General features: G+C 73.6%; 20 protein-coding genes, 2 tRNA genes and 1 pseudogene. 19 read left to right on the top strand and 4 right to left on the bottom strand.

All coding sequences use genetic code 11. The features are described 5' to 3' along the window. The first annotated feature begins 234 nt into the window (after nt 1-234). From AB0G13_RS26355 to AB0G13_RS26395, 9 genes are all read left to right on the top strand, one after another. Nucleotides 235-1,038 carry a sugar phosphate isomerase/epimerase family protein gene (locus AB0G13_RS26355; protein ID WP_357879517.1) on the top strand — a complete coding sequence of 268 codons (804 nt, stop codon included), beginning with the start codon at nt 235-237 and terminating at the stop codon, nt 1,036-1,038. Nucleotides 1,039-1,072: 34 nt separating this feature from the next. After that, nucleotides 1,073-1,675, top strand: a complete 603-nt coding sequence (locus AB0G13_RS26360; protein ID WP_357879465.1) for an EboA domain-containing protein — start codon at nt 1,073-1,075, stop codon at nt 1,673-1,675. After that, the gene (locus AB0G13_RS26365) at nt 1,675-2,538 is read left to right on the top strand and encodes a TatD family hydrolase (protein WP_357879468.1); all 864 of its coding nucleotides are present in this window, start codon (nt 1,675-1,677) and stop codon (nt 2,536-2,538) included. The genes AB0G13_RS26360 and AB0G13_RS26365 overlap by 1 nt, the downstream gene beginning before the upstream one ends. Further along, nucleotides 2,538-3,722, top strand: coding sequence for a metabolite traffic protein EboE (gene eboE, locus AB0G13_RS26370; protein ID WP_357879471.1), 1,185 nt, complete (start codon nt 2,538-2,540; stop codon nt 3,720-3,722). The genes AB0G13_RS26365 and eboE overlap by 1 nt, the downstream gene beginning before the upstream one ends. Continuing rightward, nucleotides 3,719-5,200 carry a nucleotide pyrophosphatase/phosphodiesterase family protein gene (locus AB0G13_RS26375; RefSeq protein ID WP_357879474.1) on the top strand — a complete coding sequence of 494 codons (1,482 nt, stop codon included), beginning with the start codon at nt 3,719-3,721 and terminating at the stop codon, nt 5,198-5,200. Before eboE ends, AB0G13_RS26375 begins: the two co-directional genes overlap by 4 nt. Then, nucleotides 5,197-6,264 (top strand): polyprenyl synthetase family protein, encoded by a 1,068-nt coding sequence (locus tag AB0G13_RS26380; protein WP_357879477.1) that lies wholly within the window; start codon nt 5,197-5,199, stop codon nt 6,262-6,264. Before AB0G13_RS26375 ends, AB0G13_RS26380 begins: the two co-directional genes overlap by 4 nt. Before the next feature lie 311 nt (nt 6,265-6,575). Continuing rightward, nucleotides 6,576-9,440, top strand: a complete 2,865-nt coding sequence (locus AB0G13_RS26385; protein WP_357879481.1) for a PQQ-dependent sugar dehydrogenase — start codon at nt 6,576-6,578, stop codon at nt 9,438-9,440. Between the two features lie 77 nt (nt 9,441-9,517). Continuing rightward, complete coding sequence (locus tag AB0G13_RS26390; protein ID WP_357879484.1) at nt 9,518-11,626, top strand: ThuA domain-containing protein; 2,109 nt, start codon at nt 9,518-9,520, stop codon at nt 11,624-11,626. A gap of 403 nt (nt 11,627-12,029) precedes the next feature. Further along, complete coding sequence (locus AB0G13_RS26395) at nt 12,030-13,037, top strand: sugar phosphate isomerase/epimerase family protein (RefSeq protein ID WP_357879487.1); 1,008 nt, start codon at nt 12,030-12,032, stop codon at nt 13,035-13,037. A 92-nt stretch (nt 13,038-13,129) separates the two neighbouring features. Here AB0G13_RS26395 and AB0G13_RS26400 read toward each other — a convergent pair whose 3' ends face one another. After that, the gene (locus AB0G13_RS26400) at nt 13,130-13,534 is read right to left on the bottom strand and encodes a hypothetical protein (protein WP_357879490.1); all 405 of its coding nucleotides are present in this window, start codon (nt 13,532-13,534) and stop codon (nt 13,130-13,132) included. A 271-nt stretch (nt 13,535-13,805) separates the two neighbouring features. On the opposite strand from AB0G13_RS26400, the gene AB0G13_RS26405 reads away from it, so the two are divergent. The 10 genes and pseudogenes from AB0G13_RS26405 (at nt 13,806) to AB0G13_RS26450 (ending at nt 23,147) form a co-directional block, all read left to right on the top strand. Continuing rightward, nucleotides 13,806-13,878 (top strand) — tRNA-Asn (locus tag AB0G13_RS26405). 253 nt (nt 13,879-14,131) lie between these two features. Beyond that, nucleotides 14,132-16,252, top strand: a complete 2,121-nt coding sequence (locus AB0G13_RS26410; RefSeq protein WP_357879492.1) for an MMPL family transporter — start codon at nt 14,132-14,134, stop codon at nt 16,250-16,252. Continuing rightward, on the top strand, nt 16,242-17,480 hold the full coding sequence (locus tag AB0G13_RS26415) for an NAD(P)/FAD-dependent oxidoreductase (protein ID WP_357879494.1): 1,239 nt from the start codon (nt 16,242-16,244) through the stop codon (nt 17,478-17,480). Before AB0G13_RS26410 ends, AB0G13_RS26415 begins: the two co-directional genes overlap by 11 nt. 44 nt (nt 17,481-17,524) lie before the next feature. Then, nucleotides 17,525-18,478 carry a hypothetical protein gene (locus AB0G13_RS26420; RefSeq protein ID WP_357879497.1) on the top strand — a complete coding sequence of 318 codons (954 nt, stop codon included), beginning with the start codon at nt 17,525-17,527 and terminating at the stop codon, nt 18,476-18,478. Next, the gene (locus AB0G13_RS26425) at nt 18,475-20,166 is read left to right on the top strand and encodes an insulinase family protein (protein ID WP_357879499.1); all 1,692 of its coding nucleotides are present in this window, start codon (nt 18,475-18,477) and stop codon (nt 20,164-20,166) included. The genes AB0G13_RS26420 and AB0G13_RS26425 overlap by 4 nt, the downstream gene beginning before the upstream one ends. A gap of 63 nt (nt 20,167-20,229) precedes the next feature. Next, nucleotides 20,230-20,303: transfer RNA gene (locus AB0G13_RS26430), tRNA-Ile, on the top strand. A 473-nt stretch (nt 20,304-20,776) separates the two neighbouring features. After that, entirely contained in the window at nt 20,777-21,628 is an 852-nt protein-coding gene (locus tag AB0G13_RS26435) for a hypothetical protein (RefSeq protein WP_357879502.1), read from the top strand. 107 nt (nt 21,629-21,735) lie between these two features. After that, nucleotides 21,736-21,882: pseudogene (locus AB0G13_RS26440) on the top strand (transposase); the annotation flags it as partial. A 193-nt stretch (nt 21,883-22,075) separates the two neighbouring features. Beyond that, on the top strand, nt 22,076-22,606 hold the full coding sequence (locus tag AB0G13_RS26445; RefSeq protein WP_357879505.1) for a hypothetical protein: 531 nt from the start codon (nt 22,076-22,078) through the stop codon (nt 22,604-22,606). Between the two features lie 163 nt (nt 22,607-22,769). Continuing rightward, on the top strand, nt 22,770-23,147 hold the full coding sequence (locus AB0G13_RS26450) for a hypothetical protein (protein WP_357879508.1): 378 nt from the start codon (nt 22,770-22,772) through the stop codon (nt 23,145-23,147). 225 nt (nt 23,148-23,372) lie between these two features. On the opposite strand, the gene AB0G13_RS26455 is transcribed toward AB0G13_RS26450, so the two are convergent. From AB0G13_RS26455 to AB0G13_RS26465, 3 genes are read right to left on the bottom strand one after another with little or no spacing between them, the layout of a single operon-like run. Beyond that, entirely contained in the window at nt 23,373-24,365 is a 993-nt protein-coding gene (locus tag AB0G13_RS26455) for a hypothetical protein (protein WP_357879511.1), read from the bottom strand. After that, a complete protein-coding gene (locus AB0G13_RS26460) occupies nt 24,362-25,732 on the bottom strand; it encodes a hypothetical protein (protein ID WP_357879514.1) in 1,371 nt (456 codons plus the stop codon). Before AB0G13_RS26460 ends, AB0G13_RS26455 begins: the two co-directional genes overlap by 4 nt. Then, nucleotides 25,729-25,818 (bottom strand): DUF6403 family protein, encoded by a 90-nt coding sequence (locus AB0G13_RS26465; protein WP_357879520.1) that lies wholly within the window; start codon nt 25,816-25,818, stop codon nt 25,729-25,731. The genes AB0G13_RS26460 and AB0G13_RS26465 overlap by 4 nt, the downstream gene beginning before the upstream one ends. Nucleotides 25,819-25,826: the final 8 nt, after the last annotated feature.

Genomic DNA, 25,826 nt, shown 5'->3' on the forward strand with positions numbered 1-25,826 from the left:
ACGGAAACCGGGTCGCCAGGGGCCGTCGCCGCGCTGCCGAGTCCGAGCCGCTTGGCGATCAGGCCGGACTGGGCCCGCAGATGCGTGCCCGGGCCACCCCCCGCACCGGCCCACCGGATCCCGGCGGCCACCCCGGGCGGGTCCGCGCCCGCGCCGGCCGGATCCGGTGCCGTTGGCGGGGGTGGCGACGGGCCGCGGTTCGGCTACGGGACCAACGGGTTCGCCAACCACCGGCTGGCCGACGCGCTCGCCGTCCTCGCCGACCTGGGCTACCAGGGCGTCGCGCTCACCCTGGACCACGACCACCTCGACCCGTTCGCGCCCGGGCTGGCCCGGCGGGTGGCCGCCGTGGCCCGCCGGCTCGCGGCGCTCGACCTCGCCGTGGTCGTCGAGACCGGCGCCCGCTACCTGCTCGACCCGTGGCACAAGCACGCGCCGACGCTGCTGCACGACGACCCGACGCGGCGGATCGAGTTCCTGCGCCGGGCCGTGCGGATCGGCGCCGACCTGGGCGCGGAGGCCGTCTCCCTCTGGTCCGGCGTACGCCCCGAGACGGTGCCGCCCGCGACCGCCTGGGACCGGCTGGTCGCCGGCTGCGCGACGGTGCTCGACGCCGCCGAGACGGCCGGGACGACCCTCGGCTTCGAGCCGGAGCCCGGCATGCTGGTCGAGGACATCGCCGGCTGGCGTCGGCTGCGCGGCGCGCTCGGCGACCCGGCCCGCTTCGGCATCACCCTCGACATCGGACACTGTCGTTGCCTGGAGCCGCGCCCGGTCCCCGACTGCGTGCGCGAGGTGGGCGCGTACCTGGTCAACGTGCAGATCGACGACATGCGTCGGGGCGTGCACGAGCACCTGGAGTTCGGCGCCGGCGAGATCGACTTCCCGCCCGTGCTGCGCGCCCTGGGCGACGTCGACTACCGGGGCCTGGTCGCCGTGGAGCTGCCCCGGCACTCGCACGCCGCCCCCGCCGTCGCGGCCCGCTCGCTCGACTTCCTGCGCGCCGCCACCAGGGAAGCGGCGCGACGGGAACGGTGACGGGCACGGCGGCAGCACGAGAGAGGAGACGGGGATGACACCGGATTCACCGCGGGCCGCGCTGCGGGGCGTACCCGATCCCGACTGGCTCGACGCGGCGCTGCGGCGGGTGGCGGCCGAACCGGCGGCGATCGACCGGTTCTTCCCGGCCGCCGGGCGGCGCTGCGGCCGGGCGCCGCTGGCCGGGGCCCCCGGCTGGAGCGCCGACGAGGCGGCCCGGGCCCTGCTGCTGACCGCGCTGCGGACCGACCACGCCACCCACGCCGAGTCCCGCTACCGGCAGGGCGACGCCGCCGAGAAGCGGGCCGTGCTCAAGGCCCTGCCGCTGCTGCCGATCGGCGCGGCCGGGGCGCCGCTGCTGCACGACGCGATCCGCACCAACGACACCCGGCTGCTGGCTGCCGCCCTCGGCCCGTACGCCCGGCACCTCGATGCGGCCGCCTGGCGGCAGGCGGTGCTCAAGTGCGTGTTCACGGGCGTGCCGCTGGCCGTGGTGCACGACCTCGACGCCCGCGCCGACGGCGAACTCGCCGCGATGCTCGCGGGGCTGGCCGCCGAGCGGCAGGCCGCCGGGCGCGCCATGCCGGCGGACGCGATCGACCTGCTCACCCGGCTGCGCGCGAACCAGGAGGCGTGATGCGCATCTTCGACCCGCACATCCACATGACCTCGCGGACCACCGACGACTACGAGCGGATGGCCGCCGCCGGCGTCCGCGCGGTGGTGGAGCCGGCGTTCTGGCTCGGCCAGCCCCGCACCAGCGCCGCCTCCTTCGCCGACTACTTCGACTCGCTGATCGGCTGGGAGCCGTTCCGGGCCGGGCAGTTCGGGATCCGCCACCACGCCACGGTGGCGCTGAACCCGAAGGAGGCCAACGACCCGCGCTGCCGCCCGGTGCTCGACCTGCTGCCGCGCTACCTCGACAAGGACGGCGTGGTGGCGGTCGGCGAGATCGGCTACGACTCGATGACCCCGGAGGAGGACGAGGCGTTCGCCGCCCAGCTCGCCCTGGCCGTGGCCCACGACCTGCCGGCCCTGGTGCACACCCCGCACCGGGACAAGGCCCGCGGCGTCGCGCGCAGCCTCGCCATGGTCGCCGAGTCCGGCGTCGAGCCGGGCCGGGTGGTGCTCGACCACCTCAACGAGGTGACCGTGGGGCTGGTCCGGGACACCGGCTGCTGGCTGGGCTTCTCCATCTATCCCGACACCAAGATGTCCCCGCCCCGGATGGTGGAGCTGCTGCGGGCGTACGGGACCGAGCGGGTGCTGGTCAACTCGGCGGCCGACTGGGGCCGCTCGGACCCGCTGCTCACCCGGGCCACCGGGGAGGCGATGCTGCTGGCCGGCTTCACCGACGACGACGTGGACCGGGTGCTGTGGCGCAACCCGGTCGAGTTCTACGGCCAGTCCGGGCGGCTCGACCTGACGGACCTGGACGCGGCCGTCGACGCGGCGAGCGGCACCTGGGCCGGCAACTCGATCCTGCGCGGCGGCAGCTGATGCGGCTGCGGCACGCCGGCGGCGACACCGTCCACCTCGGCTACTGCACCAACGTGCACCCCGCCGAGGACCTCGCCGGCATCCTCCGCCAGTTGGACACCCACGCCGTGCCCGTCCGCGAGGCGCTCGGCGCCGACCTGCTCGGCCTCGGCCTGTGGCTGGCCGCCCCGGTCGCCGCCGAGCTGGCCGCCGACCCGGCCGCCCGTCGCCGGCTGCGCGTCGAGCTGACCGCCCGGGGGCTGGAGGTGGTCACCCTCAACGGCTTCCCGTACGCGGCCTTCCAGGCGCACGTGGTCAAGGGGGACGTCTACCAGCCGGACTGGACCACGCCCGGGCGGCTCGCGTACACCCTGGACCTGGCCCGGGTGCTCGCCGACCTGCTGCCCGACGACGCGGCCCGGGGCTCGGTCTCCACCCTGCCGCTGGCCTGGCGGCGGCCCTGGGACGCCGCCCGCGCGGACGCCGCCCGCCGCCGGCTCGACCAGCTCGCGGCCGGTCTCGCCGACGTCGAGCGGGAGACCGGCCGGCCGGTGCGGGTCGGCTTCGAGCCGGAGCCGGGCTGCGTGGTGGAGAGCACCGGCCAGGCCGTCGCGGCCCTGTCCGGCCTGGACACCGACCGCCTCGGCGTCTGCCTGGACCTCGCCCACCTCGCCTGCGCCTGGGAGGAGCCGGCCGACGCGCTGCGCCGGCTGCGCGCGGCCGGCCTGCCAGTGGTGAAGGTGCAGGTGTCGGCCGCCATCGAGGCGCCCGCCGGGGCGACGCCGGAGCTGCGCCGCTGGGTGGAGCCGCGCTTCCTGCACCAGACCCGCGCCGCCGGCTGCGCGGGCGCGGCGAACCCGGCCGACCCCGCCCACGCCGCCGACGACCTGGACGCCGCCCTGCACGCGCGGCTGCCCGGGCCGTGGCGGGTGCACTACCACGTGCCGCTGCACGCCCCGCCCGAGCCGCCGCTCGGCTCGACGCTGCCGGTGCTGCGCGCCGCGCTGGCCGCGCTCTACGCCGGCCCCGAGGCGGGCTGCGACCACCTCGACGTCGAGACGTACACCTGGGGGGTGCTGCCGGCCCCGCGGCGCCCGCGCACCGCCGCGGAGCTGGCCGTCGGCATCGCCGCGGAGCTGGCCTTCGCCCGCGCGGAGCTGGTGGCCCTGGGCCTGACGCCGGCGGGCCGGCGGGTGCCGGCATGAGCCGCCGGCTGGTGGTGCTGGACGTGGTGGGCCTGACCCCCCGCCTGCTGGCGCACATGCCCCGGCTGCGCGCGGTCGCCGACGCCGGCTTCCGCGCCGAGCTGGGCACGGTGCTGCCCGCGCTGACCTGCCCGGTGCAGTCGACGTTCCTCACCGGGGAGCTCCCGGCCGGGCACGGGATCGTCGGCAACGGGTGGTACTTCCGGGACCTCGGGGAGGTGCTGCTCTGGCGGCAGCACCACGCCCTGGTCGGCGGGGAGAAGCTGTGGCAGGCGGCCCGCCGGGTCGAGCCGGGCTGGACGGTCGCCAACGTCTGCTGGTGGTACGCGATGGGCGCCGACGTGGACTGGACGGTCACCCCCCGCCCCGTGTACCGGGCGGACGGGCGCAAGGAGCCGGACTGCTACACCGACCCGCCGGAGCTGCACGACGCCCTCACCGACCGGCTCGGCACGTTCCCGCTGTTCAGCTACTGGGGGCCGGGCGCCGGGCTGGCCTCGTCGACGTGGATCTGCCGGGCCGCCGAGCGGATCCTCGCCGACGAGTCCCCGGACCTGACCCTGGTCTACGTCCCCCACCTCGACTACGACCTGCAACGCTTCGGCCCCTCGTCGCCCCGGGCCGCCGCGGCGGCGGCCGAGCTGGACGGGGTGCTCGGGCCGCTGCTGGACGCCGCCCGCGCCCGGGACGCCACCGTGGTGGTGCTCTCCGAGTACGGCATCACCGACGTCTCCCGCCCGGTCGACGTCAACCGGCTGCTGCGTGCCGAGGGGCTGCTGCGGGTGCACACCCAGGCCGGGATGGAGTACCTGGACCCGTGGACCTCGCGGGCCTTCGCGGTGGCCGACCACCAGGTGGCGCACGTCTACGTCCGCGACCCGGCCGACGTGCCGGCGGTGGCGACGCTCTGCGCCGCGCTGCCGGGGGTGGCCGAGGTGCTCGACGCCGACGGCCGGGCCGCGCACGGGCTGGACCATCCGCGCGCCGGCGAGCTGGTCCTCGTCGCCGAGCCGGACGCCTGGTTCACCTACTACTACTGGCTCGACGACGCCCGCGCGCCCGACTTCGCCCGGCTGGTGGAGATCCACCGGAAGCCGGGTTACGACCCCGCCGAGCTGTTCCTCGACCCGGCCGCCCCGGGCGCGGCGAAGCGGCGGGCCGCCGTGGCGCTGGCCCGCAAGAAGCTCGGGCTGCGCTACCTGATGGGCGTGGTGGGGCTGGACGCCGGCGCCCGGGCGGTGCGCGGGTCGCACGGCCGGCTCCCCGCCGCTCCGGCCGACGGGCCGGTGCTGCTCTGCTCCGACCCGTCCGCCGCCCGGGAGCGGGTCGCGGCGACCGAGGTGAAGGCCCTGCTGCTGGAGCTGGCGGGGCTGGCGCCGCCGGCGGCCCCCGCCGCGCCCCCGCCGCCGCGCCGGGCCGCGCCACCGCCGTCGGCCGCATCGGCCGCGTCGACCGGGCGGCCCGGGGAGGGGTCGTGACCGCCACCGTCGCCCCGACCGACACGAGCGGGCTGCGGGCCCGGTTCGACGCCGCGCTCGCCACGTTCCTCGACCGGCAGGGCCGCGACTGGCCGGACGGCGCGCCCCGGGGCGTCTTCACCGCGCTGCACCGGTTCGTGCTGGCCGGCGGCAAGCGGCTGCGCCCGCTCTTCTGCTACTGGGGGTGGCGGGGCGCGGGCGGCGCCGACGACGCCCCGATCGTGGCGGCCGCCGCCGCGCTGGAGCTGTTCCACGCGTTCGCGCTGATCCACGACGACATCCTGGACGGCAGCGACCGCCGCCGGGGCGGGCCGTCGGTGCACCGGCTCTTCGCCGACCTGCACGCCCGCTCGTCCTGGCGCGGCGACCCCGAGGCGTACGGGCGCAACACCGCGCTGCTCTGCGGCGACCTCTGCGCCGCCTGGTCCGACCAGATGTTCCACGAGTGCGGCCTGGACCCGGGGCGGGTGCACCGGGGGTACGCGGTCTACGCGCTGATGCGCACCGAGGTGATCGCGGGGGAGTACCTGGACCTGGTCTCCGGGGTGGGCGACGGGTCGGTGGCGAGCGCGCTGACCGTGGTCCGGATGAAGGCGGCCCGCTACACCGTCACCCGGCCGTTGCAGATCGGGGCGACGCTGGCCGGGGCCGGACCGGAGCTCATCGCCGCGCTGGCCGAGTTCGGCGACCCGCTGGGCGACGCGTTCCAGCTGCGCGACGACGTGCTGGGGGTCTTCGGCGACCCGACGGTCACCGGCAAGTCGATCCTGGACGACCTGCGGGAGGGCAAGCCGACGGTGATGATGGCGCTGACCCGCGGCGCCGCCGACCGGGCGCAGGCCGCGCGGCTGCGGGAGCTGTTCGGCAACCCGGCGCTGGACGGCGACGGCGCGGCCGAGCTGCGGAAGATCATCGAGGGCACCGGGGCCCGCGAGCGTATCGAGGGGATGATCCGGGTGCGCGCCGACGCCGCCCTGTCGGCCCTGGAGTCCGCCCCCGTGACCGCCGAGGCCCGCGCCGCGTTGGCCGCCCTCGCCGCCCAGGCCGTCGACCGTCCATGCTGAGTCGCCATCCCGTCCCGGCGGCGACTTTCGGCAGGATCGACGAAAGTTAGTGCCGAATCGGCGGAAGGTATGGACACATCGATGTGCGTCATTTAATGTCGGGCCATCACGAATGTGTTTCGTCGAGGTGAACCGGCGGCGCGGGAACCCATCGACTGGTGACCTCCGAGCGATGGGCCCGCTCCATCCCTCGCAGGCCACGGCCGGCCGGGCACGGCACCCGGCGGGCCGACCGCATCCCCGCTACGGCATCCGGCGCGACGGCGCGCGCCCGCCCTGGCAGTCACTCGTCAGGAAGGGACGGCACACCTATGTCCACCCAGGACGCCCCCATCCACCGGCTCCGCCGGCGACTCTGCGCCGGCTCGGCGCTGCTGCTGGTCGCCACGGCCGGCACGGTCGCCCTCGGCGCCGGCCCGGCCGCGCTGGGCGGCCCCACCCCGGCCCAGGCCCACCCCATCGTCGGCACCGACTTCCAGCAGGTCACCCTCGCCAAGGGCGTCGCCGAGGTCGGCGAGCCCATGACGATCGCGGTGCTGCCGGACCGGTCGGTCCTGCACACCGCCCGCAACGGCACCGTCCGGCGTACGGACTCCGCCGGCACCACCTCCGTGATCGGCACGCTGCCGGTCTACACCCACGACGAGGAGGGGCTGCAGGGCGTCGGGGCCGACCCGAACTTCGCCACCAACCGGCACATCTACCTCTACTACGCGCCGCCGCTGGCCACCCCGGCCGGCGACGCGCCGGCGACCGGCAGCGACTTCTCGGCCTGGCAGGGCGTCAACCGGCTCTCCCGGTTCACCCTCAACGCCGACTTCACGATCAACACCGGCAGCAAGGTCGACATCCTCGACGTGCCCGCCGACCGGGGCATGTGCTGCCACGTCGGCGGCGACATCGACTTCGACGCCGCCGGCAACCTCTACCTCTCCACCGGCGACGACACCAACCCGTTCGACTCGGCCGGGTACGCGCCGATCGACGAGCGCACCAACCGCAACCCCGCGTACGACGCGCAGCGCAGCGCGGCCAACACCAACGACCTGCGCGGCAAGATCCTGCGGATCAAGGTGAACGCCAACGGCACGTACTCGATCCCGGCGGGCAACATGTTCGTCGACTCGGACCCGAGGACCCGCCCCGAGATCTACGCGATGGGCTTCCGCAACCCGTTCCGGATGAGCGTGGACCGGACCACCGGCATCGTCTACGTCGGCGACTACGGCCCCGACGCCGGCACCACCAGCGCCCGGGGCCCGAGCGGCCAGGTCGAGTTCAACCGGGTCACCGGGCCCGGCAACTACGGCTGGCCGTACTGCACCGGCACCAACACCGCCACCGAGACGTACGCCGAGTGGGACTTCGCAGCCGGGACCGCCGGGGCGAAGTTCAACTGCGCCGGTGGGCCGACCAACAACTCGTTCCGCAACACCGGCCTGCCCACCCTGCCCGGGGCGAAGCCGGCCTGGATCCGGTACGCCGGCGACGCCGGCACCCCGCCGGAGTTCGGCGGCGGCTCCGAGTCGCCGATGGCCGGCCCCGTCTACCGGTACGACGCCGCGCTGAACTCCACCACCAAGTTCCCGCAGTCCTTCGACGGGCAGTTCTTCGCCGGCGAACTCGGCCGGGGCTGGGTCAAGCCGATCCACCTCAACGCCGACGGCAGCCCGGGAACCATCGACACGTTCCCGTGGAACGGCAAGCAGATCATGGACATGGCGTTCGGGCCCGAGGGCGCGCTCTACATCCTCGACTACGGCACCGGCTACTTCAACGGCGACGCCAACTCGGCGCTCTACCGCTACGACTACATCGCCGGCGGCAACCGGGCGCCGACCGCCGTCGCCGCGGCCGACAAGACCTCCGGCGCGGCCCCGCTGACCGTGAACTTCTCCTCGGCCGGCTCGACCGACCCGGAGGGCGGCGCGCTGACGTACTCCTGGGCCTTCGGCGACGGCACCAGCTCGACGGCGGCCAACCCCAGCAAGACGTACACCGCCAACGGCACCTACCAGGTCACGCTGACCGTCCGCGACCCCCAGGGCGCCACCGGCACGGCGAACGTGCAGATCGGCGTCGGCAACACCGCGCCCACGGTCACCATCAACAGCCCGGCCAACGGCCAGCTGTTCAGCTACGGCGACACCGTGCCGTTCAGCATCACCGTGACCGACCCGGAGGACGCCGCCATCGACTGCACCAAGGTCAAGATGACGTACGTGCTGGGCCACGACAGCCACGGCCACCAGATCACCTCGAAGAACGGCTGCTCGGGCTCCATCACCATCCCCGTCGACGGCGAACACGACGACGCGGCGAACATCTTCGCCATCTTCGACGCCGAGTACACCGACGCCGGCGGGCTGACCACGCACAAGCAGCACACCCTCCAGCCGCGCAAGCGCCAGGCGGAGCACTTCAAGACCTCCTCCGGCGTGGGGACCTTCGACAAGGCCACCGCCGAGGGCGGCAAGACCGTCGGAGACATCAACAACGGCGACTGGATCGCGTTCGAGCCGTACCGGATCGACAACGCGACCTCGTTCAGCGCCCGGGTCTCCTCGGCCGGCTCCGGCGGCACCCTCCAGGTGCGGGCCGGCTCGCCCACCGGCACCGTGCTCGGCTCCGCGACCGTCCCGGTCACCGGCGCCTGGGACACGTTCACCACGGTCAGCGGCAGCATCTCCGGGGCGCCGACCAGCACCGGCACGCTCTACCTGACCTTCGCCGGCACGGGCACCGGCGCGCTCTACGACGTGGACACGTTCGCCTTCACCACCGGCGCGGCGGTCCGCACCGGGCCGGTGGTCGGGCTCGGCGGCAAGTGCCTGGACGTGCGCAACGCGGCCACGGCCGACGGCACCCAGATCCAGATCTACGGCTGCAACGGCACCGCGGCGCAGACGTGGACGGTGACGCCGAACTCGACGGTGAAGGCGTTGGGCAAGTGCCTGGACATCTCCGGGGGCGCCTCGGCCGACGGGACGAAGATCCAGCTGTGGACGTGCAACGGCACGGGCGCGCAGAACTGGTCGGCCCAGGCGGACGGGACGCTGAAGAACCCGCAGTCGGGCAAGTGCCTGGACGTGTCGGGCAACAACCCGGCCGACGGTCAGGCCGTGCACCTGTGGACCTGCCACACCGGCGCCAACCAGAAGTGGACCCTGCCCTGACCTGAGGCGGGGAGGGGGGCCGCCGCGCCCCTCCCCGCCCCGGCAGGCCCTCGACAGCCCCGGCATTGGAGAGCGACATGCGCAGACTCCTCCGACCCCTCCTCGGCGCGGCCACCGCCGTCCTCGCCGTCCTCGCCTGCACCACCCCGGCCACCCCGGCCAGCGCCGCCGACGCCCCGTACGACGTGCTGGTCTTCTCGAAGACCGCCGGCTTCCGACACGACTCCATCGCGGTCGGCACCCAGGCGATCCGCGACCTCGGCGCGGCCAACAACTTCACCGTCACCGCCACCGAGGACGCCGCCCAGTTCACCACCGCCAACCTGTCCCGCTTCGAGGCGGTGGTCTTCCTCAACACCACCGGGGACGTGCTCGACGCCGCCCAGCAGGGCGCCTTCGAGTCGTACATCGGCTCCGGCGGCGGCTTCGTGGGCGTGCACGCCGCCGCCGACACCGAGTACGGCTGGTCCTTCTACGGCAACCTGGTCGGGGCGTACTTCGCCTCGCACCCGCACATCCAGCAGGCGAACGTGAAGGTGGAGCACCGGGCGCACGCGGCCACCGCGCACCTGCCGCAGACCTGGACCCGCACCGACGAGTGGTACAACTACCAGACCAACGCCCGCTCCACCGCCCGGGTGCTGGCCACCCTCGACGAGTCCTCCTACACGGGCGGCTCGATGGGCGCCGACCACCCGCACTCCTGGTGCAAGACCTACAGCGGGGGCCGGGCCTTCTACACGGGCGGCGGGCACACCCAGGCGTCGTACGCCGAGCCGGCGTTCCGCGCCCACCTGCTCGGCGGCATCCGGTACGCGGCCGGCCGGGCCAAGGCCGACTGCCGGCCCGAGACCGGCTACACCACGCTCTACGACGGCGCGACCACCGGCTGGTCCCAGGCCGGGCCGGGCAGCTTCACCAACGCCGACGCCACCCTCACCTCGGTCGGCGGCATGGGCCTGTACTGGTACAGCGCGAAGCAGTTCACCAACTACTCGCTCAAGCTGGACTGGCGGCTCGCCGGCGACGACAACTCCGGCGTCTTCATCGGTTTCCCGGCCTCCAGCGACCCCTGGTCGGCGGTCAACAACGGCTACGAGGTCCAGATCGACGCCACCGACGCGGCCGACCGCACGACCGGCGCGGTCTACACCTTCAAGTCCGCCGACATCGCCGCCCGGGACGCGGCGCTGAACCGGCCGGGAGAGTGGAACACCTACGAACTGCTCGTCGAGGGCGAGCGCCTCCAGGTCTTCCTGAACGGGGTGAAGATCAACGACTTCACCAACACCGACCCGGCCCGCTCGCTCGCCGGCCACGTGGGGCTCCAGAACCACGGCACCGGCGACGACGCCTCGTTCCGCAACATCCGGATCAAGGAACTCGGCGTCAACCCGCCGGGCGGGAACACCACCGTCCAGGCGGAGGCGTTCAGCTCGGCCGGCGGGGTCGCCCCGTTCGCCAAGGCCGGCGCCAACGGCGGCCAGACCCTCGGGCACATCGACCCGGGCGACTGGGCCGCGTACGCCGGGGTCGACCTGACCGGGGCGACGTCGCTGCGGGCGCGGGTCGTCTCCGGCGGGCCGGGCGGCACCCTCCAGGTGCGCATCGGATCCACCACCGGCACCGTGCTCGGCTCGGTCGCCGTGCCGAACACGGGCAGCTGGACCACCTTCGCCGACGTCACGACCACCCTGTCGGGCGTGCCGTCCGGCACCCGGGACCTCTACCTGACCTTCACCGGGTCGGGCACGGGCCTCTTCGACGTGGACGACTTCACCCTGGTCAGGCCCGGCGGCAGCGGTGGCGTCGGCCCGATCCGGGGCCTGGGCGGCAAGTGCCTGGACGTGCGCAACGCGGCCACGGCCGACGGCACCCAGATCCAGATCCAGACCTGCAACGGCACCGCGGCGCAGACGTGGACGGTGACGCCGAACTCGACGGTGAAGGCGTTGGGCAAGTGCCTGGACGTCTCGGGCGGCGCCTCGGCCGACGGGACGAAGATCCAGCTGTGGACGTGCAACGGCACGGGCGCGCAGAACTGGTCGGCCCAGGCGGACGGGACGCTGAAGAACCCGCAGTCGGGCAAGTGCCTGGACGTGTCGGGCAACAACCCGGCCGACGGTCAGGCCGTGCACCTGTGGACCTGCCACACCGGCGCCAACCAGAAGTGGACCCTGCCCTGACCCTTCCCCTCCCACCCCGACCGTTGGCGTGGGTGGCGACCGTCGGGCCGCCACCCACGCCGTCGGAGCCCGGGCCGGACCTCCCCGGCCCGGTGGGCGGCGCCGACCCGGCGACCTCCCCGCGATCTCGCAGTCCGTGCCCGGCGGTCCGGTACCCCAGGCGGGCAGTGCGAGGTCGCGGGGGAGGGGCGGGGGTTTTCGTGGGGGCGCGGCGGTTCTAGAGTGGGGGCGGCGACCGTGGCGGTCGCCGGTGACCGGCGGGAGGCGCAACCCGGCCGGTTCAGGTGCGCTCGCGCACCCACCGGTGCTACGCCAGTGGCCCGTCGCGCACCGGCCCTGGCCGGTCACCCTCGCCCCGGTCCCGCACCCACGGAATCCCCATCACCACAAGGGGAGAAGCACCATGGCGCGACCCATCACGCTCTTCACCGGCCAGTGGGCCGACCTTCCGTTCGACGAGGTCTGCCGGCTCGCCGCCGAGTGGGGCTACGACGGGCTGGAGATCGCCTGCTGGGGCGACCACTTCGAGGTCGACAAGGCGCTCGCGGACGACTCGTACGTCGAGCGGAAGCGGGAAACCCTGGCGAAGCACAACCTGGACGTCTTCGCGATCTCCAACCACCTGGTCGGCCAGGCCGTCTGCGACCACCCGATCGACGAGCGGCACCAGGGCATCCTGCCCGCCCGGATCTGGGGCGACGGCGAACCCGAGGGGGTACGCCGCCGCGCCGCCGAGGAGATCAAGGACACCGCCCGGGCGGCGGCGAAGCTGGGGGTGGACACCGTCGTCGGCTTCACCGGCTCGTCGATCTGGCACACGCTGGCGATGTTCCCGCCGGTGCCGCCGTCGATGATCGAGCGCGGCTACCAGGACTTCGCCGACCGGTGGAACCCGATCCTCGACGTCTTCGACGAGACGGGGGTGCGCTTCGCCCACGAGGTGCACCCGAGCGAGATCGCGTACGACTACTGGACGACGAAGCGGGCGCTGGAGGCGGTCGGGCACCGGCCCGCGTTCGGGCTGAACTGGGACCCGTCGCACTTCGTCTGGCAGGAGCTGGACCCGGTGAACTTCATCTTCGACTTCGCCGACCGCATCTACCACGTCGACTGCAAGGACGCGAAGGTGCGCACCGGGGACGGGCGGCGGGGCCGGCTCGCCTCGCACCTGCCGTGGGCGGACATGCGGCGCGGCTGGGACTTCGTCTCCACGGGCCACGGCGACGTGCCCTGGGAGGACTGCTTCCGGGCGCTGAACGCGATCGGCTACGCCGGCCCGATCTCGATCGAGTGGGAGGACGCCGGGATGGACCGCCTCGTCGGCGCCCCGGAGGCGTTGCAGTTCGTCCGCCGGCTCGCCTTCGACGCCCCGGCCGCGGCCTTCGACGCCGCGTTCACCAGCAAGGACTGACCGACCCGGGGCGCCCCCGAGTCGGCCGGCGTCGGGGCACGCACACTAGCGGGCCGGTCGTCCGAAGGCGACCGGCCCGCTCGAAGGTGCGATCAGAGGGTGCTGCCGTTGGTGCCCGAGCTGGACGGCTTGCTACGGGGCGTGGCGGTGGCCGACGTCGACCCGGGGGTCGAGGTCGAGCTCGACGACCCGGTGGCGCTCTTCGCGCCGACCGTGGCCGGCGTGCCGGCGAACGCGTCGTCGGCGGCGGTCAGCTCCTGCTTCTGGCCGTTGCTGCTCAGCTTCTCGCCCAGCTTCGACTGGCCGAGCTTGTCCTTGCCCTCGCTGTAGAGGCGGGTCGCCTGGGCCTGCGCGACACCGGCCGCCTCCTGGACGGTCGGGTGGTCGAGCACCTTGCGGCCCCGGATCACCAGCTCCTCGTACTTTTCCCGACCGGCACGGGCGCCCAGGACGAATCCCGCAGCCAGCCCGCCAAGGAACATCATCTTTCCGCGCATGGCGGCTCCTTCCGTACCTGACGCGCCGTCGTCCGGCGGTTACCCCGCCGGAGGCGACCAAATCGCGCCTGCCATCTCTGTCCGCAGCTAACTACCCATACTGCTCTCCGCTCATGCCTCCTTGTGCCGTGATGACGATTTGTCTGGGTTTATTGTCGTGTGGCGCGGGCACCGGTCCCGGGGGTAACCCCCTGGACCAACACCCCCGGGAATCCTGTACTCTTGTCTCCGTCGCACGGCGCAGCGAGATCGGCGCCGGACGACACAACGGTCCCCCGTAGCTCAATTGGCAGAGCAGCCGGCTGTTAACCGGCAGGTTTTTGGTTCGAGTCCAAACGGGGGAGCTTCCACACCAGACGCCCGTCGGCTACGCCGGCGGGCGTTCACCGTTCCTACCGCCGGTGTCGCGTGCTCGTCGGCCGCCCGTTCCCGTCGTGCCGGTGAACGTGCCCGGTGAGCCGGACCATCGATGACCGTGCCCGGCTGGCCCGGACGACCCGTTTCCCCCACCCCGGGCCCGCTCGGCCGGCAGGATGGTCGCTGTCGACTGGTACTCCCGCTGCGTCGATTGGCACGTCGATCCATGGGGTGGGGCGGATGCCCGGAAGAGGTGGCCACGGCAGGATCACGCTCGTCGCCGTGGCGGTCGTGGTGGCGTGGCTGGTCGTCGGGGCGGTCGCCGGGCCGTTCTCCGGCAGGCTCAGCGAGGTCGCCACCAACGACAACGCCTCCTTCCTGCCCGCCGAGGCCGAGGCCACCCGGGCGCAGGAGCTGTCCGCCCGGTTCGTCGAGCGGCAGACCACCCCCGCCCTGGTGGTCTACGAACGTGCCGCCGGCATCACCGACGCCGACACGCGACGGGTGGCCGCCGAGGCCGCCCGGTTCGCCCGGGTGCCCGGCGTGGTCGGCCCGCTGCCGCCGCCGATCCCCAGCGAGGACGGGCAGGCCCTTCAGGTCGTCGTGCCGATCGACGACGCCGACGGCGAACGGATCGGCACCGTCGTCGAGGAACTGCGCGCCATCGCCGGCGGCGACCGCGACGGGCTGAGCGTGGCCGTGGCCGGTCCCGCCGGCCTGCTCGCCGACCTGGTCGAGGTCTTCTCCGCCATCGACGGCACCCTGCTGGTCGTCACCCTCTGCGTGGTGCTGGTCATCCTCCTCGTCGTCTACCGCAGCCCGGTCCTGTGGATCTTCCCGCTGCTCGCCGCCGGGATGTCCTTCGCACTGGCCGCGGTCTTCGTGTACCTGCTCGCCGACGCCGACGTGATCAAGCTCAACGGGCAGGCGCAGGGCATCCTCACCGTGCTCGTCTTCGGCGCCGGCACCGACTACGCGCTGCTGCTGGTCGCCCGCTACCGGGAGGAGCTGCACCGGCACGAGCGCCCGTCGGACGCCATGCGGACCGCCTGGAAGGGGGCCGCGCCGGCGATCGTCGCCTCCGGCGGCACCGTCATGGTGAGCCTGCTCTGCCTGCTGCTGTCCAGCCTGAACTCCAACCGGGCGCTCGGGCCGGTCGCCGCCATCGGCATCGGCGCCACCCTGCTGGTGATGCTGACCTTCCTGCCCGCCCTGCTGGTGCTGGGCGGGCGGTGGGCGTTCTGGCCGCGCCGTCCCCCGTACGACCGGGCCGACCCCCGGGCGGAGCACGGCGTCTGGAGCCGGATCGCGGGCTTCGTGGCCCGGCGGGCGCGACCCGTCTGGCTGCTCACCACCCTCGCGATGGCCGGGCTCGCGTTCGGCCTGACGCAGCTCGGCGCGACCACGCTCGGCCAGTCCGACCTGTTCACCGAGCGGACCGACTCGGTCGCTGGGCAGGAGGTGATCGCCCGGCACTACCCGGCCGGCACCGGCAGCCCGGCCACCATCTTCACCACGCGGGAGACCGCCCAGCAGGTCGCCCGGGTGGCCCAGGGCGTGCCGGGGATCGTCGCGGTCCGACCCGTCACCGCCGACCGGACCGGCCCGCCCGACCCGAACGCGCCCCCCACCGTCATCGACGACACGGCGCAGCTGGAGGCGACGCTCGCCGACCCGCCGGACAGCGACGGCGCCGAGCGGGCCGTCCGCGCGCTGCGGGCGGCGGTGCACGGCGTACCCGGCTCCGAGGCGGTGGTCGGCGGGTTCACCGCGATCAACGTGGACACGTCCGACGCCTCGACGCGGGACCGGAACGTGATCATCCCCGTCGTGCTGGTGGTGATCGCGATCATCCTGGCCCTGCTGCTGCGGGCGCTCCTCGCACCGCTCCTGCTGATCGCGACCGTGCTGCTGAGCTTCGCCGCCACGCTCGGCCTCTGCGCGTTGATCTTCCGGCACGTCCTCGACTTCCCCGGCGTGGACACCTCGTTCCCGCTCTTCGCCTTCGTCTTCCTGGTCGCCCTCGGCATCGACTACAACATCTTCCTGATGAGCCGCGTCCGCGAGGAGTCCGTCAGGCGGGGCACCCGGGCCGGCGTGCTGACCGGGCTCGCCGTCACCGGCGGCGTGATCACCTCCGCCGGGATCGTGCTCGCCGCGACCTTCTCCGCGCTGGCCGTGCTGCCGCTGGTGGTGCTGGTCGAGCTGGGCGTCGCGGTCGCGGTCGGGGTGCTGCTCGACACCGTCGTCGTCCGCTCGCTGCTGGTGCCCGCGCTGTCGTACGACATCGGGCCGAAGATCTGGTGGCCGGGCCGGCTGTCCCGGACGAACGGAGAGCGGGAGGCGCGCGATGCTCGCTGAGACCGACGTGGTCGTGGTCGGCGGCGGCCTGGCCGGGCTGGCCGCGGCCCGGCGGCTGCACCGCGCGGGCGTGCCGTGGCGGCTGCTGGAGGCCGGCGGCCGGCTCGGCGGCCGGGTCGCCACCGACACGGTCGACGGCTACCTGCTGGACCGGGGCTTCCAGGTGCTCAACACCGCGTACCCCCGGGTGGGCGCCCTGCTCGACGTCGACCGGTTGCGCCTTGGACACTTCACCTCCGGCGTGCTGGTGCGCAGGGGCGAGCGGCTGACGCGCCTGGTGAACCCGTTGCGCGAACCCACCGGCGCGCCCGGCACCGCGCTGGCCGGCGTCGGTTCGCTGCTCGACCGGCTGCGCTTCGCCGCGCTGGTCACGGGCTGCGCCACCCTGCCGAAGGGACGGCTGCTCGCCGCCCCGGAGACCACCACCGAGACCGCGCTGCGCCGCGCCGGCCTCTCCGACGCGATCATCGAGGAACTGCTGCGGCCGTTCCTGTCCGGGGTCCTCGTCGACCGGGAACTGGAGACCTCCAGCCACGTGCTGGCGATGGTGCTGCGCTCCTTCGCCCGGGGCCGGATCGGCCTGCCCGCCGAGGGGATGGCCGCGCTGCCCCGCGCCGTCGCCGACCCGCTCCCGGCGGAGCTGATCGACCTGGACACCCCGGTCGCCGAGGTGGCGCCCGGCCGGGTCCGCACCCAGGCCGGCGACCTCCGCTGCCGCGCCGTCGTGGTCGCCGTGGACCCGCCGGCGGCGGCCACGCTGCTGCCGGGCCTGCCGGCGGTACGCACGCACAGCTACACCACCTACTACCACGGCACCCAGGAGCCGCCGCTGGACGAGCCGATCCTGCTCGTCGACGGCGACCGGCGGGAGGTCGTCGCGAACACGGTGGTGGTCAGCCGGGCCGCGCCCACGTACGCGCCGGCCGGGTGGCACCTGGTCGCCACCTCGGTGGTCGGCCCCTCGGCCCCGCCCGAGCCGATGGTGCGGGCGGAACTCACCCGCCTCTACGGCCGGTCCACGGCGGACTGGACCCACCTCGGCACCGTGTCCATTCCCGACGCGCTGCCCGCCGCGCCCCCGCCGCAGGGGCGGTTGCGCAAGCCGGTGGCGCTGGGGGAGGGCCTCTTCGTGGCCGGGGACCACCGCGACAGCCCCTCCATCCAGGGCGCCCTGGCCAGCGGCTGGCGCGCCGCCGGGGCCGTCCTGTCGGAGCTGCGTACCGGCTGAACGGAGGGTCAACGCCCCGTTGATGATCACTTATGCTCCTCGCCATGCCCGCACCCCTTCCGCCGCCCGACTTCGACGCCGCGGCGGCGTACCCCCAGGTCGGTCAGGTGCGCGCGGCCCTCGCGGCGCGCGACTGGCCGGCCCTGCGCGCGCTCGTCGACGGGCAGGACCCGCACGGCCGGACCTTCCTCGTCGGCGAGGCCGGCGAGACCGAAGGCATCGAGGAGTTCCTCCGGGGGGTGCTGGCCCAGCGGCCCGACGACGCGCTCGCCGGCGCCCTGCTCGGGTCGCACCTGATCCGGGCCGGCTGGCGGATCCGTTCGTCCTACCGGGCCCAGCACGTCAGCCGCGAACAGTTCGCCCAGTTCCACGCCCACCTGCGGCGCGCCGAGCAGGTGCTGATCGACGTCACCGCCCGGCACCCGGACGACGCGGCGGCGTGGACGCAGCGGATCACCAACGCGCGGGGCCTCGAGCTCGGCCAGGCCGAGGCCCGCCGCCGCTACGACCAGCTCGCCAAGCACCACCCCCACCACCTGCCGGCCCAGGCGTCGCTGCTGCAACAGTTCTGCCCCAAGTGGAGCGGAACCTGGGAGCGGGCACACGGCTTCGCCCGGGAGTGCGCCGACGCCGCCCCGCCCGGCGCCCCGAACGCGGTGCTGGTGGTCGAGGCCCACCTGGAGGAGGCGCTGGACCACGACACCCTCGGCAAGGCGAGCGCCCACCTGCGCAGCTCGCACGTGCAGCGCGAGATCCACCAGGCGGCGCAGCAGTCGGTCTGGCACCCCGAGTTCCGTAACGGCTGGGGCTGGGTCTGGGTGCGCAGCATCTTCGCGATGGCCTTCTGCCTCCTGGACGAGTACCCGGCGGCGGCGCGGCAGTTCGCGGCCATGGGGCCGCTCGGCGACGAGGCGATGTTCGGCTACATCGCCGGCGACTCGGCCAAGCAGTTCCAGCGGTTCCGCGACAAGGCGTACGCGAAGGGCGGGCAGGCATGATCCAGGAACTGGACGTGGACGGGGTGCCCACGCTGCTGGCCCCCACCGGCGGGCCGATGCGCGCCGGACTGACCTTCCGGGTCGGCACCGCCGACGAGACGCTCGCCCGCAGCGGCATCACCCACCTGCTGGAACACCTCGCGCTGGCCCCCCTCGGGCTGGCCGACTACCACGTCAACGGCGCCACCGCGCCGGTGTTCACCACGTTCCACATGCAGGGCTCCGCGCAGGACATCGCCACCTTCCTCACCTCGGTCTGCGCCAACCTGACCGAGCTGCCGACCGGCCGGCTGGACGTGGAGAAGGAGATCCTGCGCACCGAGCACAGCAGCCGGGGCGCGGTCGCCGTCGACGACATCCCGCTGTGGCGGCACGGCGCCCGCGACTTCGGCATCACCAGCTACCCGGAGTGGGGGCTGTCGGCGCTCACCGCCGACGACCTGCGGCAGTGGGCGGCCCGCTGGTTCACCCGGGAGAACGCGGTGCTCTGGATCGCCGGGAAGGCCGTGCCCGCCGGGCTGCGGCTGGCGCTGCCCGCGGGCGTACGGCAGCCGGTGCCGGTGGCGTCGTCGGCGCTGCCGCAGACCCCCGCGTACTTCGTCGGCGGCTCGCGGGCGGTGGTGCTGGACGCCGTCGTGCGGCGCCGGACCGCCGCGAGCGTCTTCGCCGGGGTGCTGGAGCGCGAGCTGTACCGGGCGCTGCGCCAGGACGGTGGACTCTCCTACCAGACCACTGCCGGCTACGAGCCGCGCGGCGACGGCCACGCGACGCTGCGGGCGCTGGCCGACGCGCTGCCGGAGAAGCAGGACGCCGTGCTCGGCGGTTTCGTCGACACGCTCGCCAAGCTGCGCGTCGGCCGGATCGAACAGGCCGACCTCGACGCCGTCGTGGCGAAGCGGGAGGACTTCCTCGGCACCGCCGAGGTGGACGCGGCGCGGCTGCCGTCGTACGCCTTCAACGTGCTCACCGGGGAGCGCAACCTCACGGTCGACGAGCACCGGGCCGAGCTGAAGGCCGTCAGCACCGACGACGTGCACGAGGTGGCCCGCGAGGCGCTGGCCGGCGCGCTGCTGATGGTGCCCGAGGGGCACCGGGCCGACTGGGCCGGCTTCGCCGCGGCGCCCACCCGCTCGGCCGACACGGTCGCCGGCACCGCCTACCGGGAGAAGGAGGGCGACGGCGAGCTGCACGTCGGCGTGGACGGGGTGAGCTGGCTCGGCTACGGCGGCCCGCTCACCGTGAGGTACGCCGAATGCGCCCTGATGCTCGCCTGGCCCGACGGCGCCCGGCAGCTCATCGGCGACGATGCCATCTCCATGCGCATCGAACCGACCATGTTCGACCTGCACCCCGGCGCGATCAGGGTGATCGACTCCCAGGTGCCGGCCGACCGGCAGGTGGTCATGCCGGCCCGCGACCCGGACCGCATCCCGCAGCCACGGGCCGCTGGCGGCGCCGAGCGGCGGGAGCCGGTGAAGCGCTCCTGGTGGGAGATCCCGCTGATGGTCGTCAGCGGCCTCGCCGCGCTGGTGATCGGCGGGGGGACCTTCCTGCTGACCCTCGGCATGTTCATCACCGAGACCGCCGAGAGCGACGAGGGCTGGCTGTGGGGCGTCATCGCGGTGGGGTGGCTGCTCACTGTTATCCTCGCGTTGCCCATCGTGCTGCTACGTCGACGACGCCGATGAGCGACGGCGCCGTTTCGTGCTGGCCGGTGATCCACCGGCCGGGTTAGGATCCGGCGCGGTATTGGGGCGGTAGCTCAGCCGGTTAGAGCAGGGGACTCATAATCCCTCGGTCGCGGGTTCGAGTCCCGCCCGCCCCACCTCGGACAACCCCTGGTTACGTATCCACCGCAGCGCCAAGAGCTGGGTCCGCCCCCGTCGGTCCATTCGGAGTGCCCCCAGCAGCACGAGCTGCCGCGAGGTGAGGCGGTCCGGCGAGGGCGCTCGCCTGGCGGGACTCCGGCTCCACCGTGGAGAGTCTCTCCGCGCGGTGTCGGGCTGCCCCACGTGTGAGGCGGCGTAGGGGCGGCCCCCGGCGATGAAGATCCACTCGATTTGAGTCAAGCCACTCGCCCCGGGAGGCCGCCGTCGTGGCGAAGTCCCGCGCGCGGAGACCTCGACGACGACCAACTCGCAGGCGGTGGTGTCGGTGGGCGGCGACCGGACTCCGGCGTTGAAGGCGTTCGTGTATGGACCGACAGGCCCTCGTGGGGAAGAATGCCGAGCACTGCTCACGCGGAACGCGGCATGTGGTGCGGGCTCCCAGGGGCTCACGAGAACAAGGACGAATGGATTGAGACGAATTCTGGCGCTGCTCGCCGCTCTGGTGCTCACCGGGGGCTTCGCACTCGTCGGTCAGGCGCCCGCCCTCGCCGCGCCGGCGCGGACCAACGGCCAAGCGAACCCGGTCATATTCATCCATGGCTGGAGCCCCGAGGGCAAGGCAGACTGCGACGCCTACTGGTCGGCCGTGACGCCCATGTTCACGGACACGGGCTGGACGGGCGAACTGGCGACGTTCGGCTACTACACCGGCAACACGAACTGCGACATCAAGTACAACGGCGACACCACCACGACGTCGATCAAGACGGTGGGAAGGGCCCTGGCCAACGAGATCTACAACCGCTACTCGGCGATCGGTGTGAAGGTCGACGTGGTCGGTCACTCCATGGGCGGGCTGGTGATCCGCTCGGCTCTCACCGAGGTGGCCAAGGGCACTGCGGGCTATCCGCCCTACGTCTACATCGAGGACGTCGTGACTCTGGGCACCCCGCACGGAGGCGCGACGCATGCCGGATGGTGCAGCTTCAGCCTCTGGCTCCAGTGCAAGGAAATGCAGGCCGGCAGTAGCTTTATGAGCGGGCTGGCGGCCCGTCCGGAATCGGCGGTGGGAACCGACTGGACGGTGATCTCGTCATTCGACGACGGGGACGTGAGTGCCGCGTCCGGGGTTGCCATGAGCGCCCAGCACAAGATCCAGTATGACGACGGGCTCGACCACACCGAGCTCAGGACGGCCACGGGCAGCTACCAGGCGAGATACTGGCACACTGCCAGCAGCGACGTGTGGAGCGCTTGGGGCACCCGGGTCGGCCCGCTGCGGTGGGCCAGGAACGCCTGCTACTACCAGGTGTCGACGTGACACCACCGGCAAGCGGCAAGAACTCCTAACGAAATGATGTTGGGCGTGTCCTCGGGACGTGAGGATCGTTCTGTCTGAACGTGAGGAGGGGTGAGCAGCCGCCGTGGATCGTCTCGGACGAACTCTGGGCCGAGATCGCACCGCTGCTGCCACCCCGTCCACCCCGGCGGCATCGGTTCCCAGGCCGCAAGCCTCTCGATGACCGCAAGGTGCTGTGCGGGATCCTGTTCGTGCTCTGCACCGCGATCCTGTGGTGTAGTGCTGCCGCACCCACCGGGCCTGCGCGGAGACCGCCGAGTCCTGCACGATCTCGCCCGCCGCGATCGGCGCGAAGTGGACCCGGGGCGCCGCCGGACCCGTCGGCCAAAGCCGTCGCCTGATCGTCGGCGGTCCAGTCTCCGCCGCGAGGATCGCTCATAATCCCTCGGTCGCGGGTACCCTCTGCCAGTGCCACAGAAGGGTGTTGTTCGCTTCGCCGCCCTCGGGGCTGTGCTGGTCAGCGTGCTGGCGCTGTGTGTTGGACTGGCCGCGCTGAAGTCGAAGCCCTGGGCCAGCAACGCACCTGGATACGAGTGTGCAGACAGCGACCTCCGGTTGGCCGACCAGTTGGCACAAGACCCCGTACTGACTTCACTCGCACCCCGCACCACCATCGGCACCATCAATCAATTGTGCGGGGATGGAAGCTCCTCGTCGGCGACCATGCAGGTCGACATCGGACTGCCTCCGGGCCCGATGAACCCGGTCATCGACCACTACCGCGCCCTGCTGGCGGCAGGTCGTTGGCGGATCGTACGCGCACCAGGGACGGCACTGGTGCCCGAGGGCGAAGAGCTGTTGTGCGCCGAGCGGGTGACGAACGGGAAACGAGTGGTCCTGTCCATCGACAACGGGCTCTACACGCCCGGAACCGACACCAATGGTGAGATCAAGTTCCACATCGAGTGGTCGCTCGGCCCGGAGGAAGCGCGCTGCTGAACCTGGCTGTGCAGCATCCTTGCTGCCAAGGCCACCGGCAGATTGGACCGGCGGCGGCCACCGACAGACGGGCTGGCCCACGATCCTCTGTCACGTATGCATGTTGCGCGGTCCGCCCCTTTGGCTGATCAACGGAGAGGAGGCCGCGGCTACCATCGGGCGGATGACGTCGCCCCGAAAACCCAGGCCCTGGCATCCGCCGGGCGATCCGGCGGGGAGTTCAAGCGGGACGACGGCTGGCGGCCGTCCTGCCCCCAACTCCCATTCCGTCGCAACCCTGGCGGCGATCCTTGCGGCGTTGAGCTGGCTCGGCGCTGTCTACGGCGGCTGGCTCATGGTCCTCGGCCGGGACACGATCGAGGGGATGCTGAGCTTTGTCGGCCTCTTATGGCTCGGCGTGTTCGCGACGGTCGCGTTGGGGCTCACCGCCGTTGCGGCGCTCGCGCTGCGTCGGCGGGGCTCTCCCCGCGCAGCCTTGGTGGCGGGTGTGGTCGCGGTGGCCGGGATCCTCGCTACGGTTCTGTTCCTGCGCTGGGTGTAGCCCGCGACGGTGAGCCCGTCAATGAGCGCTGGTCGACTCGGGGCGTACCCGGACGATCGCCAACTCCGGCATGTCCTCGCGGCCTGGTCCTCGACCGGCACGTCGCACCCAGGGCACCGCGCGACCCAGGGCGGCGCGACCGACGCCCTGGGTCGACGGGTACGGGCCGCCCTCCGACCGTCAGCGGGGGCCGGGCTGAGCGTGCGGTCCACCCTGAGCCCGTCGTCAGTCGCCGGAGGGCGGGGCGCTGCCGCTCCGGGCGGCCCTCGGGCGGGCCCCGTCCCCGGCCGGCGACCCGGTGATCGCCGACGCCTGCCGGCTCAGCGCGTCGACGCGGTCGACGAGCCGGCGTACGGCGTCCTCGTCGTCCGCGTCCACCGCCGCGACGCGGTCGAGCAGCGCGGCGTAGTCCGACGTCAACGCCAGGTACCTCCTGCCGAACGCCTCCTCGGCGCCGCTGACGTAGGCCTGGCGCTCCGCCCTGGCGTACCGCTGGTCCAGGTCGATGATCTGCTGGGCCAGCACCGCAGCGGCGGCGCCGAGCGCGCTGCGGGCGTCGGCGTTCTCGTCGCGGCGGCGGCGACGGGCGTCCGCGAGCCGGCCCGCGCGGCGGCCACCGACGTAGAGCACCGTCGCCCCGGCGACGACGGCGACGATCGCCGCGGACGCGAGCAGGAAGCGGGGCAGCGACGGGCTGATCGTCCGCGCGCCGTCCGGAACGGTGCCGGCCTTCACCAGCAGGTCGTAGTTGACGGTGACGACCTTCAGCGCCTCCAGGGGGCGGTCGGCGAAGGTGTCGACGCCCCGGCCGACGGTCATCTCCGCCACGGCCGCCCGACCGAAGTTCTCGTCGTCGCGCCCGGGCAGCAGCGCGCACCCGTAGGTGTCGTACCCGTTCCCATCGCGGCTCATCACCAGCACGACCGTTCCGTCGGCGGCGCGCTCGACCTGGCGGCAACCACGCCGCAGGTCCGCGCCCGGCTCCAGCAGCAGCACGACCAGCCTGCGGTTGCCGATCACCCGTTCGGCCGCGGCCCGGTCCAGGTCGACGCCCGGTGCGGCGTACACGGACGAGGCGCGGACCTGGCGGGCGATCGGACCGTCCAGCGCCCCGCCGGTCCACAACGCCCAGCCGGCCAGCGCCAGACAGGCCAGCACGGCGACGCCGAAGGGCGTGCCGAACAGGTCGCCGAGCCATCGTCGTCCGGACCGTCTCACGACAGCCTGCCCCGAAGGTAGAGATCCGGGCGGTAGCTGGCGATGCCCAGCGTCCGCGCGCCGTCGTCCAGCTCGTCGGCCGCCTCGTTCAGCAACGTACGCACGTGGCGGTCCGGCAGCCCCTCGTCGAGCGCGGCGCGGGCGGCCTGGAGCTTGACGACGCCCCGGGTCAGCGCCGGATCGCTGCGGGCGTCGGTGAGCAGGGACATCTCGACGGCGAGGGCGGTGAGACCGGCCAACCGGGCGGGCGTGCCACCCCGCCCCGGGTCGCCGCGCCGGACCCCCACGCCGTCCGGCCGGCGCAGCGACCGGACCGAGAGGATCAGGAACGCCGCCACGCAGCCCGCGAAGAGCCACGGCAGGGCGGGCAGCGCCACCCGCAGCGGGTCGATCGGCCGGTACGGCAGCGGGCGGTCGAACAGCCCCGAGTAGCGCAGGTCGGTGACCCGGTTCAGGTATGCCGTCAGCACGTTGCCCTGGGGGTAGTCGTAGCGGCTCAGCCGGCCGCCGAACTGGCCGTAGAAACTCGCCCCGGCCAGCTCCGCGAAGTCGTCCGCCGCCGGGCCGTGGTACTCGATCCAGAGGCCGTACATCACGACGATCGGCGTGCCCGGGAACAGCTCGGCCAGCGCCGGCCCGTACCGGGGCACCGGCTCGCCGAACGGCTGCGCGGGCAGCGCCACGTAGCGGGCGCCGTCTCCGAAGGCGTTGCGCGCGACGTCGCCGGGGACGCTGGTCAGCGTGGCCCCGGCCCCGAGGTGCAGGCCCGTGGCCCGCAGGTCGGCGGCGACGGCGGCCAGCTCCCGGTCGGTCGGCGCACGCCAGCGCAGCTCGTCGTGCTCGGGCGGGTCGGGCGCGTCCCGCAGCGCGGCGATCAACGTCACCAGCAGGCCCGTCACGTCGGCGGTGGCGAACTGGGCCCGCCAGCCGGGCAGGGTGTCGGGTACGGCCTGGTAGATGCCGCCGCTGACCTCGGTGCCGATCACCCGGATGGTCGCGTTCTCCACGTCCCGCACCCGGTCGCGTTCGTCCTCGTCGAGCCCGGGCGGCGCGACCAGGATGCGGACGGCGTCGTCACCGGCGGCCTCGCGGACCCGCTGCTCGTTCCAGCGCGCGGTCGCGCCGGGGAGCCGCACCACGGGATCGGCGGCCACCAGCGCCGTCATCTCGGCCACCGAGGGCACGCTCGCGTCGCTCAGCTCACCGGCCGAGCCCTCCTCGAGCTTCGCCGTGGCGGCCGGGGACCGGCCGTAGCTGACGTCGACGCTCTGCCGCTGGGCGAGCAGGAAGACCACCAGGACGACCACGGCGATGCCGAGGAGCGCCCAGCGCAGCAGGTCGTGGCCGTGGTGCCGGCGGCCGGTCACTGGTGCGTCCGCCACAACCGGTCGGCCTCGCGCGCGTGCTCCGCCGCCGCCCGGGCCGCGGACGCCCCGCCGCGCGCGGCGGCGATCGACTCGG

Origin of the sequence: Micromonospora sp. NPDC023633 (assembly GCF_040640035.1) — a bacterium.
Taxonomy (GTDB): domain Bacteria; phylum Actinomycetota; class Actinomycetes; order Mycobacteriales; family Micromonosporaceae; genus Micromonospora.

Bases quoted from the DNA above. Each gene is read 5' to 3' on its own strand.
- AB0G13_RS26360 (WP_357879465.1), top strand. From the start codon at position 1,073: ATGACACCGGATTCACCGCGGGCCGCGCTGCGGGGCGTACCCGATCCC.
- AB0G13_RS26365 (WP_357879468.1), top strand. From the start codon at position 1,675: ATGCGCATCTTCGACCCGCACATCCACATGACCTCGCGGACCACCGAC.
- eboE (WP_357879471.1), top strand. From the start codon at position 2,538: ATGCGGCTGCGGCACGCCGGCGGCGACACCGTCCACCTCGGCTACTGC.
- AB0G13_RS26375 (WP_357879474.1), top strand. From the start codon at position 3,719: ATGAGCCGCCGGCTGGTGGTGCTGGACGTGGTGGGCCTGACCCCCCGC.
- AB0G13_RS26385 (WP_357879481.1), top strand. From the start codon at position 6,576: ATGTCCACCCAGGACGCCCCCATCCACCGGCTCCGCCGGCGACTCTGC.
- AB0G13_RS26390 (WP_357879484.1), top strand. From the start codon at position 9,518: ATGCGCAGACTCCTCCGACCCCTCCTCGGCGCGGCCACCGCCGTCCTC.
- AB0G13_RS26395 (WP_357879487.1), top strand. From the start codon at position 12,030: ATGGCGCGACCCATCACGCTCTTCACCGGCCAGTGGGCCGACCTTCCG.
- AB0G13_RS26400 (WP_357879490.1), bottom strand. From the start codon at position 13,534: ATGCGCGGAAAGATGATGTTCCTTGGCGGGCTGGCTGCGGGATTCGTC.
- AB0G13_RS26410 (WP_357879492.1), top strand. From the start codon at position 14,132: ATGCCCGGAAGAGGTGGCCACGGCAGGATCACGCTCGTCGCCGTGGCG.
- AB0G13_RS26415 (WP_357879494.1), top strand. From the start codon at position 16,242: ATGCTCGCTGAGACCGACGTGGTCGTGGTCGGCGGCGGCCTGGCCGGG.
- AB0G13_RS26420 (WP_357879497.1), top strand. From the start codon at position 17,525: ATGCCCGCACCCCTTCCGCCGCCCGACTTCGACGCCGCGGCGGCGTAC.
- AB0G13_RS26425 (WP_357879499.1), top strand. From the start codon at position 18,475: ATGATCCAGGAACTGGACGTGGACGGGGTGCCCACGCTGCTGGCCCCC.
- AB0G13_RS26450 (WP_357879508.1), top strand. From the start codon at position 22,770: ATGACGTCGCCCCGAAAACCCAGGCCCTGGCATCCGCCGGGCGATCCG.